Here is a 20,541-nt window from a genome sequence, read left to right as displayed (position 1 = left end):
ATTTATTTACCATAGGAAAGCCTAATCATACTCATTTGTGCCTGATTCAAAAAACGTATTGGAGCAACGCTTGTCCCTAAACCACTATCAATATATAGAAATTGATTTGGGTGCATGGAATAAGTGCCTTTATCATACGTTGGGAATAACCCTTCATCAGGAGATACGAGTGCCCCAAGTAAAGGAAGTCTTACTTGCCCACCATGCGTATGACCACTCAAAATTAAGTCAGCAGCAAGACTACGCTCTTTTTCTACGATAGTAGGTGAATGAGAAAGCAATATCGTATAACGATCATTGTTTAATCCAGCAAAAGCTTCCTTGACGTTGTCATGATTCGTAGAACTATCATCAATCCCAACAAGATTTAACTTAACTTGATTGATAGTCAGTTCGCTATTTTCATTGTTTAACATTTTCACGCCACGTTCTTCAAGCCCTTTTAAAAACCCCTCCTTATTTGGATTTTCCCATTCATGATTACCAGTTACAAAAAAGACATGCTCCTGCAAAGATGTTAGCTCTTCAACTAGTGCTAACATATGATGAAACTCTGTAGTCTTTCGATCTATTAAATCTCCTGTAAGAACAATCATATCGGGATTTAAATCTTCTATTGATTGAATGAGGGCTTCGTTGTTTTCCCCAAACACTTTGTTATGCACATCCGTAATTTGCAAAATATGAACGGCTTTATCAACGGGGATTTTATTGCTATAAAATTGGAGCTTATTCACTTTAAACGTGTTTGTATCAAGGTATACTTTTACGATAATAAGGAGAACAGCCGTTACCATGGTAAACAGCAATATTTTCCTCTTCGTTACAAATTTTTTCCTAGGACGCTTATTCATTTCGGCTTGTTGTTGTAACAAAATCAACCCTCTCCTGTTCACACTAATGGTTCCTATGATCCTTTTTTCTGTCATCTAAAAACTTTTGGGTAGCCATTCCAATTCTATTATAGTAAACTCAACATCATTTTTACTTTCGCTTGTTAATCACTCCATAGTATACAAGATCTTCTTTTTTTACATGCTCCTTCAATACTCCTTCTTTTTCCATGCCGATTTTTTGCAAAACTTTACTGACAAAAAACAGCGAGCAAACACTTTATGACAACTTCGGCTGCATCTTCTTTTTGAAATAGTCTTAATTATAACCTATTCGTAGTAATCGGTTTTGCCTGTTCATCAGAATACAAAAAACCCCTCCCTTTGTATATTAATGGAGAATAATACCAATCCTTTCCTTTCTTTCATTGTCCCAGTTAACATGATAATACAAACATGGCAATACGAATTACTCCTCTTCTCCTTCTACTTTTTCAAACAACACTTCTGGAATCAATTCAAAACCTTCAATCATCGTATTTTCTTCTACTTCAATCATCAGGCTTAATTTCCCTCCGAAATGAATTTGACGCACATATCTTAGGTCTTGTGGGCTAATGGAAATATCCGCTACTTTTGTCTTTATTTTAATTGACTTTGACGTCGGTTTCGGCACAATATTATTCGCTTTTAATTCGAACTTTTCATCATCAATAACTGTCTTGAATGCCTCTTCTACCTTTTCCGTATCCACATCTTTTACACCACTGCTCTTTAGAACTCTTTCTACATCTTTATAGTCTAGTTTCGGTACCTCTTCTTCCTCACTTTCTTCGATAACATGATAGATTTCATCATACACATTGGAAAGAGTCGACGTATTTATACGCTCGCCTGCTACTTTCTTTACAATTTCTTCAAAGACTATTTTATCTTCTTCAGCCGTCATAATTTCCTCAGCATTCAATACTTCTTCAATAAAATGGTAATTTAATTCATTTGCTTTTCCTGCTGAATAAAGAACATGATTCACATCTGCAGCATTGTCGGTAAAGCAAGGAAACAGAAATCCAGATATCGGTGCTTTTAAGTTAATAATTGGATCAACAACAATATTATATTTAAATTCCTTTTCCACATAATCAAATAATAGCTCTTTTTTAGGATCTTGCGTTTTATTCATACTGCATAAAATAAATGAATGAGAATGTACCGTGTCCCGTTCATTTTCTTCTGCTTCTGCTTCTTCACGCTGTCGTTTCATTGGTTTCAGGTATTCCCCACGAATAAAAGTAACGACAATGTCCATCTCATATTGCTTATCTTTTAGCATTTTTTCTACAAGTCGAAGCATATGCGCTTTCCATTCTTCGGTGTCGCTACTCAGTAATCCTTGATGCAGAATAAGCTGACTATTATCTTCTGCTTCACGTTGAAATTTTAACTCAAATAATTTCTGATCAAGCTGGCCAGTTAATACTTTTTTAAAATTGGCCATAAAGAGCTCTTTCTGTTCGTCCTCTAATAACTCAAATGGTGTACTCTGATGATGATATACTTCACTTGACTCTTTCATGATATATACGTTAAAAATCTCATGGATTTTTAAAAGATCATTATTTAATTTAAATTGTTTCCGGATATTTGCGATGTCCTTCTTATTCAATCTCGTTTCACTCCTACATTGGTAATCAGCATATGGATCATGTATGCACTTTTCATCATAACATAGATGCGCTTATTATATTTTCATCATGGTGGATGAGAACTATGTTCGTTTCTTTCTATACTACTAACCACATTCAAAAACTCTCACATGCTTGCGCTTAGCAATATTTGTGAGAGTTTAGTCTAAATGCACACCTTAATCATTTATTTGCCACAGCATTTTTTATGTTTTTTTCCGCTACCACATGGACAAGGCTGATTTCTACCAATTTTGACAACCTTTTGGCTACGGTTAGAATGAGTCTTTCCACTTACCTTGGAATCAGATTTCGTTCTTGGCATCGGTTGAAGATGTTTTTTCTCCAATGCAAATATTTCATCGGGAGTATACCCTTTTAATACCCATTCCCTTGTGTTATTCATCAAATGAATTACTTTATCCATTACAGCTTGCACTAATTTTTCGCTATCGAACTCTAACATCTGAGATAAATGGGAAATGACTTGATTTGGACTGTCGCCAGATTTTATCGCATACGTACACTCTTCTACGATCATATCTGCAGCTTCTTTATCCATGTCAAAGTTTTGCGTTAAAAAATGAACGAATTGCTGATAACTAGCATTTCTTTCCACAAAGCCTGGTTCTCCAGCTTCAAGAAGTTGTTTTTCTGTAAAATCATAGTAAGGAATGCTTTTTCTCAGTGAATGTTCTCGCTTCACTTCTTTCGGTTCCAACACATCTATATATGAAAATGAATCCATGTCAACAGTTATTTCCGGACAAAAACGTATCGAATCTGCAATAACTTTGAAATACATTGTAACGTCAATAGGTTCTTTCATATATTTTTCTACCATCTGGATTAACCGCATAGGGTCTAATACGCCGTAATAATATAATAAGCCACGCGTTAGCTTTACCCACTTTGTATTTCGTTTTATCGTAGCTCGTACATGTAGATCATGCTTCAAAGCTAGAACAGGGTCGTACAGTTCATTTGGCAAGACAAAAATCTTATTTCCTTCCCAAATTCCAGTATAAATGAACCCGGTATGACGTAGATACTCTATTTCATCCATTTCTAGATCTGGAGCCATTATTTTCCCGTTATTTTCGGCGATTTTTAATAGCATATTAAAACGTTCCATATCCCATAAAAGAACGGACGGATATAAATGATCTGGAATATTTTGTTCTAACAGACAAGTGAGTTCAGCTTTCCTTAAATTGCTTGCATTTTTGATCTCTAAATATTTTCTAATAGCGTCTAAATCAGCCTTTGTATATCTGTTTAAAGCGTCATGCAATGACAAAGGAAATGGGATTTCTCGCCATTGTTTCTGTGCTTGTTTTTGCATTCTCGCTATTTCTTCTTTCGTTACTTCTTCTATTATCTGATCGATATGTTTATCATCTTTGTTCATTACATACACCTCTTCATTTATCATTATAAAGGATGATTTGCTTGTATCCAACAAAAACAATAACCTGAGTATTCGATCATTAGAGGGGAGTCTTTTATCTCACACGGAAGGGTATGACCTGAAGCCCTCTTAAGAAAAGGGGTTAGATTCTGTTATCTCCAGCTTAGACTTTTTCAGCTCACACCTTCCAATTCTTGAAGATAAGTCGTACAGCACTTATAACCGAGATAAAATCACACTTATCTATTTAGACAGTATTTTAAGAATTTAAACATTATAAAGGAAGTTTTTTCATAATAAATGTCTCAAGTGGATTATGATTGGCAATAAATTCTCTACCATCATTAAGTTGAACATTTGCTTTATCAGCTATCATTTTCGCAATGCAGTTCAATTTCAACCGCATCGTATGAGTAATAGTTTATAGCATAACTATTGATTATGCGATACGGTTGGATGAAGCAAACAATAAATATAAAAGATATTAGATCCATTAGAAAAACTACGAAAACGAACCCTTTTGTAGCTCACTTTCTATCCGCAGAATTGAAATTACTTATGATTATATAAAACAGTACAAATTTCACCGAAAGAGGAAAGTGCATTTATAAAGCAGTTAAAAGAAATTCAATCGAATATTGCATGCAAGAAAGAAGGCTAGAACTCTTATTTTCAACTCGATAAGAAATAAATACTCATGGGGGGGGATACTTTTAGAGGAATCTCCTATCTGTCGTGTTACCTATAAATGCACAAAAATATGCACTTTGTTAAAGATTTCTATGAGAAAATCTTGACTATATCGAACTTTTTCAACTAATTTTAGAACATAATATCTTATTATTTAAGAATACAATTTGAAAAATATATATGAATATTGTACAATTTATATCGTATATATAGATGTAATCGTAAAGTAAGATGTAATGGAGGGATAGGATGAATAAAGTATCAAAGTTAAACAAGTATTGGACAGACGTTTATTATCATTTACATTTTTCTCATAAAGATAAAATAACTCACCAAGTTATAAGAATACTACAGCATATTGAAAAAAATAAAGGGATTGGAATTGGGGAAGTAGCTACCTTTCTAAATGTTTCTCATAACACAGCCTCGGAAAATGTTAAAAGAATAATTCAAAAAGGTTATCTTAAAAAGCAAAGGGATTCATTAGATGAAAGGAAAGTAACACTTTGCTTAACAGAAACTGGGGAAGAAGTTCTTTATCGCAACACTAGTCTGGATGAATTGAAATTAAAAAAAGTGTTAAATTGTCTTAGTTCAAAAGAAAGAGCAATAATAGAGTTGGGGTTTAAAACATTAAGTGAGGGTGTTAAAAAGTGTACGTAATCATGAAGGTAATAATTTCTGCAATAGTTATAGGAATAGTAACTGAAGTAGCTAGAAGGTTTCCAACATACGGCGGTGTAGTAGCTGCGTTACCATTAGTAAGTTTGTTAAGTATAATCTGGCTATATTTTCAAGGAGAACAAAATCACACATTAAGTAAATTTGCATTAGGCGTTTTGTGGGGATTCCCTGCAACAGCCGTATTACTATTAATTGTATACTTTTTACTTAAGAACTCAACTCCGCTGTTTATATCAATTGGGGTGGGCATGTTTGTTTGGTTAATATGTTTATTCTTGCAAGATTATTTATTAAAGACATTAAAATTATCGTTTTTCAGCTAAAGTCAGTACAATCTATTCATCAATAAAAAGAAGGTGTAGTATCTCTGTAAATAACTAGCTATCTTACGTCCTCAAAGAAGGAACAGAGTTTCACATTCTAGAAGATTGACGCAAAATCATGGATTACTGCATTCAACCAACTTTAGAGGGGAAATTAAAAAACACAGCAGTTTGACAGTATACCCTTTACACTTTTCGTACCAAAAATATCCCCTTGAAGAATTTTATCTTCAGAGGGGATGATTAATTAAAAAGGAACTAAACTTATGGTGAAAATTTCCATGTACTTATCGATTTCAATTCTTTATTTTCAATTGATTATTCATAAAGAAATATTCCCATGTTTCTTTTTAGGTCTTTCTTCCTGCTTATTTTCTAGCATCTCTAAAGACTGTAATAACTTTATACGTGTTTCTCTCGGGTCGATAACTGTATCAACCATTCCAAGACCAGCAGCAATATAAGGATTTGTAAACTTTTTACGAAACATATCAATTTTCTCTCTTCTCGTTTGAGACGGGTGCTCGCTCATGCTAATTTCCTTTTGATAAATGATATTCGCTGCTCCTTCAGGTCCCATGACAGCAATTTCAGCATTAGGCCATGCATATACTAAATCTGCACCAATTGATTTGCTGTTTAAAGCTACATATGCACCTCCATATGCTTTTCTCATAATGACAGTAATTTTTGGAACCGTAGCTTCTGAATACGCGTATAGAATTTTAGCCCCATGTCTAATGATACCGCCATATTCTTGCTTGATTCCAGGAAGAAAACCTGTAACATCTTCTAAAGTAATAACCGGAATATTAAAACAATCACAAAAGCGAATAAAGCGACTAGCTTTGTCTGAAGAATCAATATCTAATCCACCTGCCATATATTTGGGCTGATTACATACAAGACCAATACTTCTACCTCCTATACGAGCAAACCCAACTACTATATTTTTAGCAAATCCAGCATGAATTTCAAAAAAACTACTTTCATCGACTACCTCTTTAATCACTTTTTTGACATCATAGGGTCTTATAGAATCAAATGGTACAATATCTGCTAAAGCAGGTCTCTCTTCATTGATCATCATTTCATAAGCATATGTCGTTGGAAATTCAGTATAATTTGAGGGTAAATAATTTAATAATTCTTTGACCATATCTAGTGCTTCTTCTTCTGTCTTAGCCTGCATATGAGCACTACCACTTTTCGAATTGTGGACATGTGCTCCTCCTAATTCTTCTACTGATATATTCTCTCCAGTTACAGCTTCTATCACCTTTGGTCCGGTAATAAACATTTGAGAGCTTTTCTCCACCATGACGACAAAATCTGTGAGTGCTGGTGAATAGACAGCTCCACCAGCACTAGGGCCCATAATGACAGAAATTTGCGGAATGACACCAGAATATATAACGTTTCGGTAAAATACTTGTCCGTATCCATCCAATGAAGAAACACCTTCTTGGATACGTGCACCACCAGAATCATTTAAACCAATAAAAGGAACTTTATTCTTAGCTGCCAAGTCCATTACTTTAGCAATTTTCAGACCATGCACTTCGCCCAACGTTCCACCATAAACAGTGAAATCCTGCGCAAATAAATATACTTTTTTCCCATTTATTTTTCCAAATCCAGTCACTACCCCTTCACCATTGTACATATCTTCATCGTAAGAAAAAGATCTGCTTTTCATAAAAGGATTCAATTCTACAAACGTCTCTTTATCTAGTAAATAATCAATTCTCTCACGAGCCGTCATCTTTCCTTTAATATGTTGTTTGTCTATTCGTTCTTCACCACCACCAAGCTCCACTTGGTGACGTTTATCGTATAATTCATTAATTTTATCGATAATACTCATCTTTATTCATCCTCCCACAATCATCCAAAATATCTTCCACATGCTCTTGATTTCTTATAATTTCTCATTTAGGGGGAGCGGTTAGAAGTGTGATATATTTTTCCTACCGCACTTCTACTCTTTACGATGATATAAATCAACAAAAACTCCCTTGTGCTTTGAGATGAATAAAGGATGTAAGACTATTCATTATGCCTTTGTTTGCTATCCTGTCAATGGTTAAGATCACCTTTCTATACCTTTTTCATCCTCTTATTACTGTCAACCACTTAACCCAATATGGTAAACACCTTCCCTTTTTCAATAAAGAGAATCTTCAATCAGTAAGGGCTCACACCTCACTAATTATTTTGGTTTCACACTAGATAGCGAAAAGAGCCACTTTTAGTATTTTGTAGCTTCAAACGTAATAATTTGAGAGGCTTTCGTTGGATATTGATTATATTTATAGTCTGAAGAAATCACTATCGATGTAAATCCTATTTTTTCTAATATCAATCGAAATTCTTCCACTCCATACCACTTTAATGGAAATATTTCAAGTTCAGAATCTATTAACTTTCCTTGTCTCCATTTTTCATAGCGATTATGATAGACAGCAAATTGATTGATTTGGTCAATTTTAACCAATGTTTCCTCTAACATAATTGTATCTCCTTGTGGATTGGTAAATCCTCGTTTTGATACAAAACCTTCTTTGGTGTTTTCGGGTAGAAAAATATCTAAAATTAATCTTCCATTTTTCTCTAAGTGTTCATAAAAACATTTCAAAGAGCTAATTGCCTCTTCTAATTGATGCAAAAGTAAAAATGAACCCGTTGGTACAATAATAGCCTCATACTTTTGATTAATAGTGAAATTGGACATATCTTGTTTATAACAGCTAGTATGAATACCTCTTTCATTGCAATTTTTGTTGAATAATTCCAACATATTATTTGAAGAATCTATCCCCTCTATATCTAAACCGTTTTCTAGTAAAGGAATTAATATACGCCCATTTCCAACCGCAGGCTCTAATACTTTCCCTTCTATTCCTTTTAATCGATCTTGGTAGTACTCCAAATCACCGAAAGATTTACCAATGTACTTATCAATTTCATAAACCTCCGAAGATAATTTTCCATATATACTATTCATTCCTATATCCACTCCTTTCACCGTACTCAAAAAATTTAATTAAGCCAAAGTTATCACTAGTAATTTGATGTCATTCGTCATTCGTCCACAATTACTTCATTTGAAAAGCTACCAGCTTTACATTGGATGCGGTCAATTTATGATTTAACGAAGAGGAAAATGCTAAATTTATTATTGGTTTTAGAATTAAACAGGCAGTAAAATCAAAATTGTTTCATTATTAACATCACACCTCAAAAATCAATACGCCCTATAATTTATTAATTGGTCATTTATGACTTATTTGTTATTTTGTTATTAAATTACCCTTTTTACACTTTGCGAATCTTTCCTTTCTGCTGACCAAAGGGTTTTATAAAAAAGTAAGTTTAATTTTTAGACGATATAGCTTGTTGTTTTTGATATTTCTTTTCTTTTAATTGATCTCTTTTTTCTCTTCTATCCTTTATAGTAGAATGTTTTTGATCTTGATTATATTCTAGACGACGATTGGTACGTTTTAAATCTTTTGGAACGAGATTAAATTCTGATTCATTAATCAATGATGATATTCCTATTTTCGATTGATATTCTTCCATATCAGGATAAATTGTTTTAAAATAATCATCTGCTTGCCCGGATACATAATTATTCGGCTCTGGATATGTGGTAATAACACCTTCAAAATTTCGAAGTACTACCTTATCAGCGCTTTGGGAAATAATATAATTAGGTTGGACAACAATTTTACCACCACCACCTGGAGCATCAACGACAAATTTAGGTACTGCATAACCTGACGTATGTCCTTGCAACCCTTCTATTATCTCTAATCCTTTTGAGATAGGCGCTCTAAAATGCCCAATTCCTTCGGATAGATCACATTGATAAATATAGTATGGACGTACTCGCATTTTAACCAGATCGTGATTCAACTTTTTCATAATCGGAACACTGTCATTAATACCCGCCAAAATTACCGCTTGGTTTCCTACTGGAACACCCGCGTTAACAAGCATTTCACATGCGCGCTTAGATTCCTCCGTTATTTCTATTGAACTATTAAAATGAGTATTGAGCCAGATTGGATGGTACTTCTTTAAAATCTCACATAATTCATTCGTAATTCGTTGCGGGAATACTACTGGTGCTCTGGTACCAATACGTATAATTTCTACATGTTTGATAGCTCTGAGATTTTTTATTATATATTCCAATACAGTATCATTAATTAGTAACCCGTCTCCTCCAGATATGAGCACATCGCGAACTTCAGGTGTTTGTCTAATATATTCTATTGCATTATCAAGCAAGTTTTTGGCAATCCCCATTCCAATTTGACCTGAAAAACGCCGTCTTGTACAATACCTACAATACATAGAGCATTGATTAGTTACTAAGAATAATACTCGGTCAGGATATCGGTGTGTTATACCGGGAACTGGAGAATCTTCGTCTTCATCTAAAGGGTCTTCTAAATCGTATTTTGTTTTATAAATCTCTTCAGAAATTGGAACAGATTGCATACGAATCGGACATCGTGGATTATCTGGATTCATTAAAGATGCAAAATATGGTGTAATATTAAGTGGTATAGTCTTAATTGAAATCTTAACCCCCGCTTCTTCTTCTGGGGTTAAATTAATTACTTTTTTGAGATCCTCCAAGGTTTTAATTGTATTTCTTAACTGCCACAGCCAATCATTCCATTGTTCCTCTGTGACATCTTTCCATAGTTCAATATCTTTCCAATTTCTAGCCGGCTTGTATAAATCTGCGTTATTAAACATTTTAATTTCCCTCCGTTTTTGTATAATGCATACTATTTATAGCTAAACTCCTAAACTATTTTATTTTCAATATTTATCATAATATTTAACAAAGTTTCCTTTAATAGATCAGCCGGCTCAGTACTTTCACTTATAAAAAAATGGCCTCCATTAAAATATCGATAACAAAATTCTCCTTGAATCTCCTCGCGCCACTTATAGATCTCTCGTTCATGAACAGCCGTATCATATTTTCCTAACCATAATTCGAATGGAAAAGATGATTTTACTACGCCATCTAAAGTAAATGTATCCAATAAGTGAAAGTCATTTCCAGTAATATTAATAATGGAATGCAATAAAGAATCATCCACATCTACTGGTATTCCTCCTAAAGCTTCTATATCCATTTTCACACTATCTCTTGATCTTACAATAAATGGTTTTTCAGGATGTATCGCATATTCAAGAACTGTTTGGGGAGATTTAGCTGCTGAGATGATAACTTTTTCAATATAATTCTGTTTCTTACTTAAACTACCAGATATAGCATATGAAAAAAGTCCTCCTAAACTATGCCCAAGAAATACGGTTGGCCTGTCCATACAATCTATTACTTTAGGAAGAAAATATGCCATAGCCTCTGAAAAATTAGCAACAAATTTTTGATTCGCCGATATTCCTCTCCCAGGTAACTCAAATAGGTAGGCCTCAACATCTTTAGGTAAAGTTCTCACTAAAGGTATAAATGATAAAGCGGAACCCCCAGCGTGATGAAAACACATTAATTTTACTTTTGCTTTTTTGTTTGGATTAAATATGATATAGCCTTCACGTTGTTCCATCTTCACGTGTTATTACCACCTAATATATACATAGCTTCATCTATTGATACATCACCCTGTTTAACTTTTTCCAATAACTCGATCTTATTGACAGACTCTGTTTGACCATTGGTTGAAGAATTATTATCAATTCGATGCGATAATTGCTCAACAAATCTATCTATGGTTGGGTATCGAAACAAATCTCCAATTACAAATTCATAATCAGGTAATCTCTGCCGCAGCTGGTTAAATAGTTTTAATACAATGAGAGAATGACCTCCTTGATCAAAAAATGTTTTATTCGTAAATACTTTTCTACCTAATACCACTTCCCACTCATTCCTTACAATGTCTTCTATCTCATTAGATGCAACCGAAACAACCTTTTGTGATTGATTAACTATTTTTTCTGATTCCTCCATGAGTAGTGGACGGTCAATTTTCCCATTGGAATTGCGTGGGAGACAATTAAGTAGCACAATAAAACGAGGAATCGCATAATAAGGGATTCTATTACTAATCTTTTCTCGAATCACATCTTCAGAATCCTCTGTCCCACTTAGAAAAACTACTAATTCCTTCTCCCCCTCCATTGATGAATATGTGACAAAACATTCCATACCTGTCTCCAAACTTAGGAAAGCATTTTCTATTTCTCCTAATTCCACTCTAAATCCACGTATCTTAACTTGTTGATCTTCCCTTCCATAGAATTCGATCATTCCATTTGTATTTAAACGCACGTTATCTCCGGTCATAAAATACTTTATATGGTTATGTTCATAAATCTTTGACGTATCCATACTATCCATAGTTACATATCCATTCATAACTTGATCACCACCAATATGTAACTCCCCTATCATCCCTGGTGCTACTGAATTTCCTGTTTCATCTACAATTCGTAATAATGTCCCTGGCAAAGGCTGACCAATTGGACACATACCTGAAACGGACAATTGGTCCATATTATCATTGCAGTGGTAGACAACAGATTCAATTGTACATTCACTCAATCCATATCCATTATAAAAATCCACACCTTTCCAAAGCATGTTACAAATCTCATTTTTCTCTTCAAGACGAAAAACATCAGATCCTACTACTATCGTTTTCAAATGTTCTAGTATCAGATTTTTATCATACAAATACTTTATGAATTCCCTGATTAAGTGAGGTGTTGACTCAACAAAAGATATTTTATATTCTTTAGAAAGAACATATAAATAATCCATATCCACTCTTCTATTCTCATCACATACGATTAGTGAACCTCCAGTGGACCATGCCTTAAGTAAATCACCCAAATAAACATCGGAAGTCCAGCTTCCGAGTTGTAGAATATGTTGGTTCTCTTTAAAACAATAGAATTTTTTCCAACTTTCGATAATTTGAAAAACACCTTTTATTCCTAAGGAGACAAGTTTTGGTTTGCCTGTACTCCCAGAAGTGGAGATAAAATATGCTAAGTCCTCTTCCTTAAATGCATAGGAATTTAATTCCAATTCATTCTGACATACATTGTCTTTTAAAAGCCCTTTCATTTCCTCTAGGTTTAAAATAATTTTGGGATTTAATACTTTTATTATTTGATCATTTCTTGTTTTTGGTACGCGTCTATCTAAGTTGCACCACCTAGCACCAATTCTCCAGCAAGCGAACATACCAATTGCAACTTCAATACCTTTTTCTCCATTCAGGGCAACTGTGTCCCCACTTTTAACATCTTGTTGTGATAAATAATTCGACACCTGTTCTATATAGGTTCTTACTTGCTTATAAGATAACTCCGTTTTTCCATCGGACAGTGCTAATTTATCACTCGACCAATCGACCATAGAATCAATTGAATAGGTAATTTGATTTATCGGTAATTCATTTTCTAAGCAGATTTTCAATTTTTCATTTTCCAAGGTAGTTAAATTAAATTCTTTTATCAATTTATCTCCATAAACTTCTATTTCTTCAAATATATGTTCTAATGATTCCATAAGCTCTAGTAAATCTTGTTTCTGATATTTACTAGCATCCCAACCTAATCTCCATTCACCGTTATCACGGTTTAAGCTGATGGTTAAAGACAAAGGATCAGAACTCGTTCCTTTTTGATGAACTAGTTCAGCGTCTTCAAAGTGTAAGCCACCTTGATAATTTTGGAATATAACAGAAGACTTAAACAGTTCGGTGTCTCCCGGTAAATTGCTTAGTTGCAAAAGCTTAGAATACGGAACCCCGCTATACTCCGATACATCTTGAATCGTATCCATGGTATTTAAGAAATACTCTTTAATAGAGATATCAGGTTTCAAATCTAGCTTTACTGGTAACGTATTAATTAGCATTCCGTTCATTTCATGCGACTCTCTTAATTGATACGGCCTTAAAGCAAATGTAGAACCAACAAAAAGTTGGTTCGTTAGTTGATATCTATTTAGTAATAAGCCCCAAAAAGACATCACAATACTCGATACAGTAACTTTATTTTGAACACTGTACGAATGAATATTTCTGCAAGCCTTTTGACTTAATTTTCTATCAAATATTTCGAATTTTTCTTCCTTACTTTCAGAAGAGGAACATTCAAAAGATAGCCGCTCTGCCGCTTTTGCTTCACGTAATACATTCAACCAATAGGCTTCACTCTGTTCTTTATAATCCGATTGCTGCATAAATTCTAAATATGCTTCAACATCAGGTCGTTCCTTTAACATGTAGTAGTCGTGATTTAGAACATTAAAAAAGTCATCTAAAATTTGCGACATAGACCATCCATCAACAAGAATATGGTGATGTAGCCAAACTAATAAGTGCTTGCCATCCTTCCAATGTTCAACCAAATACAATTTTTGTAATGTATCTAAGGATGATTGTTGAAAAGTTTGTAATTCATGATTCAACCAATTTTCAAAGCTTCCACATGCTCTAATTAACTGTTCATAATGAATTGTAGTAATAGATGCCACACAAGTGCTATCAATAACTTGCATAGGTTCAGAACCATTATTCCAATCTATCTTCGTTCTTAAAGCAGGATTTGCCTTTATTACTTTTGTCCATGAATTAGTTACATCATCTTCCGTATGATAACTTGGAATCTCATAGGAAACAACTTGCCAATAGGCCTCAGAAGAAGGATTCTTTAAGTTTTCCATTAACATAACAGTCTGTAAAGGAGTAAGTGGAAGCTTCTTTATGTTCTGATTCATTCTATCAACCTACCTTTATTTATTTTAAAATAGCAGTTAACTCTAATATAGTCGGATATTTAAGAAAATCCCTTGGAGTAAGGTTAACTCCTTCTGCACGTAATTTCGAAACAATTTGTAAAGATTTAATAGAATCTCCTCCTAGCTCAAAGAAGTTATCACCCAAACCAACTCTATTTATTTTTAAGACATCACTCCATACCTTTACAATGGATTTCTGAAGTTCTGTCTTGGCTTCAATAAAATTAGATTCCACTTTCTTATTTAGATATTCATACGCCATTTCACCTAATCGTTTTCTATCTCTTTTCCCGTTTTGTGTAATAGGTAGATCAGATAATTCAATAAATGCTGATGGAATGTACGATACAGGGAGATTATTCGATACCTGCTTTTTCACTTCAATATCGTTAGCTTCATGTTCATTTACAGAGGTGTAGAAGCAAACTAATTGTTTTTCCCTCATCCCTTCAGCTAAAACGACTGTGGCATCTTTCACGTTTGCCAAATTCATTACACATCTTTCAATTTCTTCCGTTTCGATGCGAATTCCATTCACCTTCACTTGATCATCTTTTCTTCCAAGAAAGTCGATACTTCCATTACTCGTAATCCTTACTAAATCACCTGTTTTATAAAAGCGTTGTGAATCTTTTATAATGAAAGACTTCTGTGTTTCATTCTCATCTTTAAAATACCCTAACGCCAAAGATGGCCCACCAATTAATAATTCTCCAGGATAACCTATTGGTACTGGATTTTCATCCTCATCGATAACTTGTAAAGAAACATATGGAAGAGGTTTTCCAATATTGTAGTTTCCATTACTGACTTCCTGTACAGTTACTTCAATACCTGTTTCAGTAGGTCCGTATAAATTTAAAATGTTTGTATTGGGCAAGATTTCTTGTATCTTTTTGGCTAGTTGTTTTGACAATGCTTCACCGCTTAAATGCAAGTATTTTAATGAGAGTGTATTCGTACTTAGTTCTTCAAAATAATCTAACACTCGTTGAAAAACAGATGGGACAAAATGACAATAATTTATGGATTTATTTTTAATAAACTCATATATTTTCTCAGGATCCTTATGCAAATCATTTGCTCCGATAACTAAAGTAGCACCAACAGAGAGTGTATAAAATATTTCCCATATTGATACGTCAAATGTATAAGGCGTTTTAAATAAAATTCGATTATTCGGCTTCAAGTGTTGTTGATTTTTTTGCCATAACACTCGAAGACTTGCCCCTAGGTGAGGACATAACACCCCTTTTGGGTTTCCAGTCGAGCCTGATGTGAACATCAAATAAGCTGGATCTTCTGTTTTAATGTGTTCCATTTTGAATATAGGCAGTTGCTGACATGTTTCCATATCATTTGTATAGATTAGTTCCCATCTTCCCGTGCTTATATAATTAACTTTTTTGTTAGATATTAAAACTCGAGGTTCTATTCTGTTTAATATATTTTTTATTCTTTCTTTTGGATGCTCCACATCTAAAGGAACATAGATTGCACCTATTTTTAAAATCCCTAAAATAACAACAAGCAGTTCCTTATTTCGCACCATGAAAACAGGAACATAATCCCCCTTTCTGATACCTTTGGAATGCAGTAATGAAGCAAATCGGTTTGCATGTTGATTTAATTCTCCATACGTAAATGCACTTGTATGATCTTCAACAGCAATAAAGTCTTTATGCTTTGCGACAGAATCCTCGAATAATTGGTGTAGTGGTTTACTTTCTTTCATCAAATTGTAATATTCCTGTGCCTCTATGACAGATGTCTTCTTAAAAGCACTCTGCCACTGTTGATCAGGGTAACGCACAAGAGAATCCATTAGATTAAAATAGCTATCCGTTAGTAATTTAATTTCTGATGTGTCAAAGTTGGCATATGAGAACTCAACATGCCCCGCTATTTCTTCATCTTGCACATGAAAAAAACCGCTAATTGGGAATCTAGCTCCACCTGTATCTTGCTCAATGAACTCTGCTCGTTTATTTCCTAACTCTACATCTAAATGGATTTTTTCACTAAATGTATTATTAACGATATCAAATTGCTTCCTATTTTCTGTTAGTGAAGCAATATCAACAATGGAAAAATCCCCATGTTCCATATGTTCCTGCATCAATTCATTTATCTCAGTTAATAAATCGATGAATGTTTTTTCTTTTGAGATAGTAATTGTAACCGGTATTAAATTAACAAACATCCCTACCTTGGAAAAATCAATATCCCCCCTACCATGATAAGGAATTCCAATTGTGATAGTTTCTTGTCTAAAGTATTTTGTTAGATTAATAGCCCAACCCGTTAATAAAATAATAAACTTACTTATTTTATGCTTTTTCGCCAATTGATCTATTGATTTGCCGACATTTAATCTACTTTTACATTCGTATATTTCCCCTTTAGCTAATAAAGATTCGGCATTTTCCTTCATTGATACCTGCGCTAAATGAAAATGGCCTGCCTTTTCTTTCCAATATGTTGACAGTTGTTCTTCACTTGAAGCTATATACTCGGTACTATATATGTTCTCTTTTGTACTAGTATTTAAGCTTCTATCGTTATATGCAGTAGAAATGTCACGTAATATTTTTTGTAAAGACAATCCATCGCATACAATATGATGCGTAGCTAGTACAAAAACAGTCCCATCATTATTCGTTTGAATTAATGCACCTCTAATGAGCAAATCTTTCTCCAAATCAAAGTTCGTATTGTAAATGGAATTAGCATGAATTAGTGCCTCTTCTTTGGAATCAACTTTCATTTGATAGAACCATTCCGTAGTATCAAATTTCCTTTGATATTTTCTCTCAATTTCTCCTTTTACATTTTCCCGAAATATAGTAGAAAACGTTGGTTCACGTTCGATAATAGTAACAATTATTTCCGACAATAAAGGAATATCTATCGTATCTTTCAGATGAAAAGTGGCTCCAATATTATAAAAAGTGTTATTCTCATTTGTTTTCCATAAATACCATAATCCTTTTTTCATGCTTGTTACTCGAATCCATTCATCTCTATTTATGACTGGAGATTCCTTACGTTGCCCATCTAATGTATTTTGCAAAGGTTTCCTAATTTGATGATATACATTTATTGGTGTTCTAACCTTTTGAATAAAATGAGGGGTACATTTCACCCTAAACAAATTTGACAAGGTTGCAGCTATTCGAGCAGCGTCCATCGAATTTCCGCCCATCTCAAATATATCTGTATTAGGATAACATTGAATTTGTAGGACATCAGAGTAGACCTTTGTAATTTGAGTCATCACGCTATCATTAACATCTTCCAAATAAGTGTTGTTTTTCGATTTTTGCTTGTTTTGTAAATGTTCTTCATGTAAAACAGTTAACCTTTTTCTGTCTATTTTCCCGTTATCCGTTAACGGGATTTGATCATGATAAAGTATTTGAATTGGGACTAAACTTTTTGTAAGTTTTTTACTTATGTATGCTTTTATTTCTTCTTCTATAAACATCGAATTCTTCTCTAATACAACAGAAGCTACAATCAATTTCTTTGAATGAAATTCTATTGGTAACACAATAGCATGTAAAACTTTTGCATGTGTTTGTAATACTTTTTCAATCTCACCTAACTCAATTCTGACCCCGTTAATACTCACCTGAAAATCTTTCCTACCATGAAAATAAAAATTTCCATCTTTACCTTTACTGACAATGTCACCTGTATTATAGGCTCTGATTAATTCCCCTCTAACCTTTATTTTTCTGAACTTTTTATCAGTTTCTATTTTAGTGTTTAAGTATCCCCTTGCTAATGCAACGCCAGAAAGCCAAAGTGTTCCTTGTTCTCCAACTTCTGAAATTTCATTCCCGTGTTCATCTAGGATAAAACAATCCATATAAGGTAGTGGCTTTCCAATATGAGGAAATTCATTACCTCCGTCTCTCTTTGGTTGAATGGTACCAGATGTACTGACAACAGTTGCTTCACTTGGCCCGTAATTATTAACTAAATTAAACGGAACACTATCTAATGGGAATTTTGTTAATTTATCTCCCCCTACTAGCATGTGTTTCAATGTAGTTTCATGATTTTTCCAAGGCAAATCTAGCAATCTTTCAGCAATAGGAGTAGAAACAAAAGAATGTGTTACCTTATGTATTGCCCATTCTTTTTGTAATTCATTTGGAAGTAATCTTTGTGCATCTGATGTAATATGAATGGAAGCTTTTGCACCAATAGCGCTCCAGATTTCCCATATAGACGCATCAAATCCCGGGGAAGCTGTTAATGACACAATTGAATCGGAGCCTACTTGAAAGGTTTTAGTATGCCATTCAATTAGTTTCATTAAGGACTTCCATTCTACAATTACACCCTTAGGTTTACCCGTTGTCCCTGAAGTAAAGACAATATATGCAGCTGCATTTAATGAAAAATTCTCATTCCCACTTAATTGAAATGCATCCGATCCATCTAACATTTCTAATTCATCGTCTAAATAAATAATTTTGCTCTTATCATTCAAGGACTGATTGGTATGGACCAAGATCACATTAGGATTCGTTTCTTCAATAATTGTATTTAGCCGTTCCTCAGGTGTATCTGGATCGATGGATACAATTACTCCTCCTGCTAAAAATGTCGCATAGTGTGCAACAAAGAGTGCAGGTGATCTCCTCAACATGATTAGCACCTTTTGCTCTTTTTTATGTTCTATCCCTTGCTCTCTAAAAAGTATTGCAAGCTGAAATGCCTTTTTCTCTAAATCTTTTAATAAATATTTCGTTTTATTAAACCATAAGCATTGTTTCTCATAATAATTTTGCTCCACTTTTACCATTTCTTCACAAAACATTTTCTACCCCCTTATTAAATATATAGTTTATGAATTCTTGCAAGGATATTTTTATCCCTAATAGATGATTTTAATAGGTCCACTGTTTCTTCCCTATTAAAGCCCTTATTAAATAGAATAGAAAAGAACTGGTTAGATAATTTTTTCGAATAAATAGAATCAATTTGAGGTCGATTATTTTTCTTTAATTTCCCTAACTCCTGCCTCAATTCTATGAATGGGGCATGTATTTTTTTTTCAAATTTCGACTGCTCTATCTTTATTTTAATAGGGGTCCCAACTATGATTCTTAAACTAGCTTGTAAGAACGAAATAATATCGTTCATAGAGTAGGATTGCGTTTCTGAATGAAATAAGGTATAATACCCATTTATTTCGTTGTAAGGGGAAACAAACACATTTGGATATTCAGCTTCAATGATCTTGGTTAATACAGTTTTAGGGCCAATTTCTATAAAATGACGAACACCTTCACGAATCAATTCATCCATAACTACAGGCCATTGCACACCTTCTGTTAATTGCTCGCTTAATTGATTAACAATGTCGTTTGAATGTATGTAAGGTTCGCCGGTAATACATGAGTATATGGGGTACTTACTATCTTTCTTCTGAATTTTTCTTAATGCTTCACGAAAACCGTCCTTTGCAGGCAGCATTAATTGACTATGCGCAGGTACACTAACATCCAATTTCTTGGTAACAGCACCTTGCCCATTAAGTATTTCAGCCACTCTATACAATGCATCTTGATGACCACTTAACACCAGCTGGTCCTTCATATTATAATTTGCGATAGTTACATGGTTGTTATTTGTACTTACTTCTTTACAAATAGACTCCACTTCCGTGTAATTAAGACCAAAACAAACCATCATTCCTCCATCTGCTCCACATTGGCTCATTAATTTTGCTCTTAATTGTACTAATTTAACTGCTTCTGAGAATGAAATAGCCTCACCGCAAACAGCAGCAGTTAATTCTCCCAAACTATGGCCAGAAAAATAAATTTCCTCAACTTGATTTAACTCTTTAAATATCTCCCAACTTGCAATACTATAAACTAGTATTGCAGGTTGAGTAATATTAGTATCATTTAACTCCCCAGATTTATTTTCACATGCTACTAAAAGATTATAACCAAGTATCTCACTAGCTTCGTCATATAATCTTCTAGCAATCTTATGATTTTCATATAAAAACCTTCCCATGTTAGTGTATTGAGATCCTTGTCCAGGAAATACGATTGCTGTTTTCAATTTTTTTCACTCC

13 protein-coding genes are annotated in these 20,541 nt (G+C 33.8%); 3 read left to right on the top strand and 10 right to left on the bottom strand.

Annotated elements, in window-relative coordinates:
• Positions 1-2: 2 nt before the first annotated feature.
• The 3 genes from B2C77_RS06180 to B2C77_RS06170 all read right to left on the bottom strand — a co-directional run bounded on the left by B2C77_RS06180 (position 3) and on the right by B2C77_RS06170 (position 3,929).
• Positions 3-875 carry a metallophosphoesterase gene (locus B2C77_RS06180; RefSeq protein ID WP_254843944.1) on the bottom strand — a complete coding sequence of 291 codons (873 nt, stop codon included), beginning with the start codon at positions 873-875 and terminating at the stop codon, positions 3-5.
• Positions 876-1,302: 427 nt separating this feature from the next.
• The gene (locus tag B2C77_RS06175; protein ID WP_077702835.1) at positions 1,303-2,499 is read right to left on the bottom strand and encodes a DUF4317 domain-containing protein; all 1,197 of its coding nucleotides are present in this window, start codon (positions 2,497-2,499) and stop codon (positions 1,303-1,305) included.
• A 206-nt stretch (positions 2,500-2,705) separates the two neighbouring features.
• Positions 2,706-3,929, bottom strand: a complete 1,224-nt coding sequence (locus B2C77_RS06170) for a YecA family protein (protein ID WP_077702834.1) — start codon at positions 3,927-3,929, stop codon at positions 2,706-2,708.
• 441 nt (positions 3,930-4,370) lie between these two features.
• Between B2C77_RS06170 and B2C77_RS22480 the strand changes: the two genes are divergently transcribed.
• The 3 genes from B2C77_RS22480 to B2C77_RS06160 all read left to right on the top strand — a co-directional run bounded on the left by B2C77_RS22480 (position 4,371) and on the right by B2C77_RS06160 (position 5,626).
• Entirely contained in the window at positions 4,371-4,499 is a 129-nt protein-coding gene (locus tag B2C77_RS22480) for a PH domain-containing protein (protein ID WP_123059368.1), read from the top strand.
• Between the two features lie 369 nt (positions 4,500-4,868).
• On the top strand, positions 4,869-5,282 hold the full coding sequence (locus B2C77_RS06165) for a MarR family winged helix-turn-helix transcriptional regulator (protein WP_077702833.1): 414 nt from the start codon (positions 4,869-4,871) through the stop codon (positions 5,280-5,282).
• The gene (locus B2C77_RS06160) at positions 5,273-5,626 is read left to right on the top strand and encodes a DUF3147 family protein (RefSeq protein ID WP_077702832.1); all 354 of its coding nucleotides are present in this window, start codon (positions 5,273-5,275) and stop codon (positions 5,624-5,626) included. Before B2C77_RS06165 ends, B2C77_RS06160 begins: the two co-directional genes overlap by 10 nt.
• Positions 5,627-5,948: 322 nt before the next feature.
• Here B2C77_RS06160 and B2C77_RS06155 read toward each other — a convergent pair whose 3' ends face one another.
• From B2C77_RS06155 to B2C77_RS06125, 7 genes are all read right to left on the bottom strand, one after another.
• Complete coding sequence (locus tag B2C77_RS06155; protein WP_077702831.1) at positions 5,949-7,493, bottom strand: acyl-CoA carboxylase subunit beta; 1,545 nt, start codon at positions 7,491-7,493, stop codon at positions 5,949-5,951.
• Positions 7,494-7,877: 384 nt separating this feature from the next.
• Positions 7,878-8,633, bottom strand: coding sequence for a methyltransferase domain-containing protein (locus tag B2C77_RS06150; RefSeq protein ID WP_077702830.1), 756 nt, complete (start codon positions 8,631-8,633; stop codon positions 7,878-7,880).
• A gap of 368 nt (positions 8,634-9,001) precedes the next feature.
• On the bottom strand, positions 9,002-10,402 hold the full coding sequence (gene kamA / locus B2C77_RS06145; RefSeq protein ID WP_077702829.1) for a lysine 2,3-aminomutase: 1,401 nt from the start codon (positions 10,400-10,402) through the stop codon (positions 9,002-9,004).
• 50 nt (positions 10,403-10,452) lie between these two features.
• The gene (locus tag B2C77_RS06140) at positions 10,453-11,226 is read right to left on the bottom strand and encodes a thioesterase II family protein (RefSeq protein ID WP_077706843.1); all 774 of its coding nucleotides are present in this window, start codon (positions 11,224-11,226) and stop codon (positions 10,453-10,455) included.
• A gap of 2 nt (positions 11,227-11,228) precedes the next feature.
• Positions 11,229-14,414, bottom strand: coding sequence for a condensation domain-containing protein (locus tag B2C77_RS06135; RefSeq protein ID WP_077702828.1), 3,186 nt, complete (start codon positions 14,412-14,414; stop codon positions 11,229-11,231).
• 19 nt (positions 14,415-14,433) lie between these two features.
• Positions 14,434-19,269, bottom strand: coding sequence for a non-ribosomal peptide synthetase (locus B2C77_RS06130; RefSeq protein WP_077702827.1), 4,836 nt, complete (start codon positions 19,267-19,269; stop codon positions 14,434-14,436).
• Between the two features lie 14 nt (positions 19,270-19,283).
• Positions 19,284-20,528: an ACP S-malonyltransferase gene (locus B2C77_RS06125; protein WP_254843943.1), complete on the bottom strand. Its 1,245-nt coding sequence runs from the start codon at positions 20,526-20,528 to the stop codon at positions 19,284-19,286.
• Between the last annotated feature and the right edge of the window lie 13 nt (positions 20,529-20,541).

This window comes from Virgibacillus dokdonensis (assembly GCF_900166595.1).
Taxonomy (GTDB): domain Bacteria; phylum Bacillota; class Bacilli; order Bacillales; family Amphibacillaceae; genus Virgibacillus; species Virgibacillus dokdonensis.
Note: the sequence above shows the minus strand (reverse complement) of the source record. Positions and strands in the feature narration are given on the sequence as shown.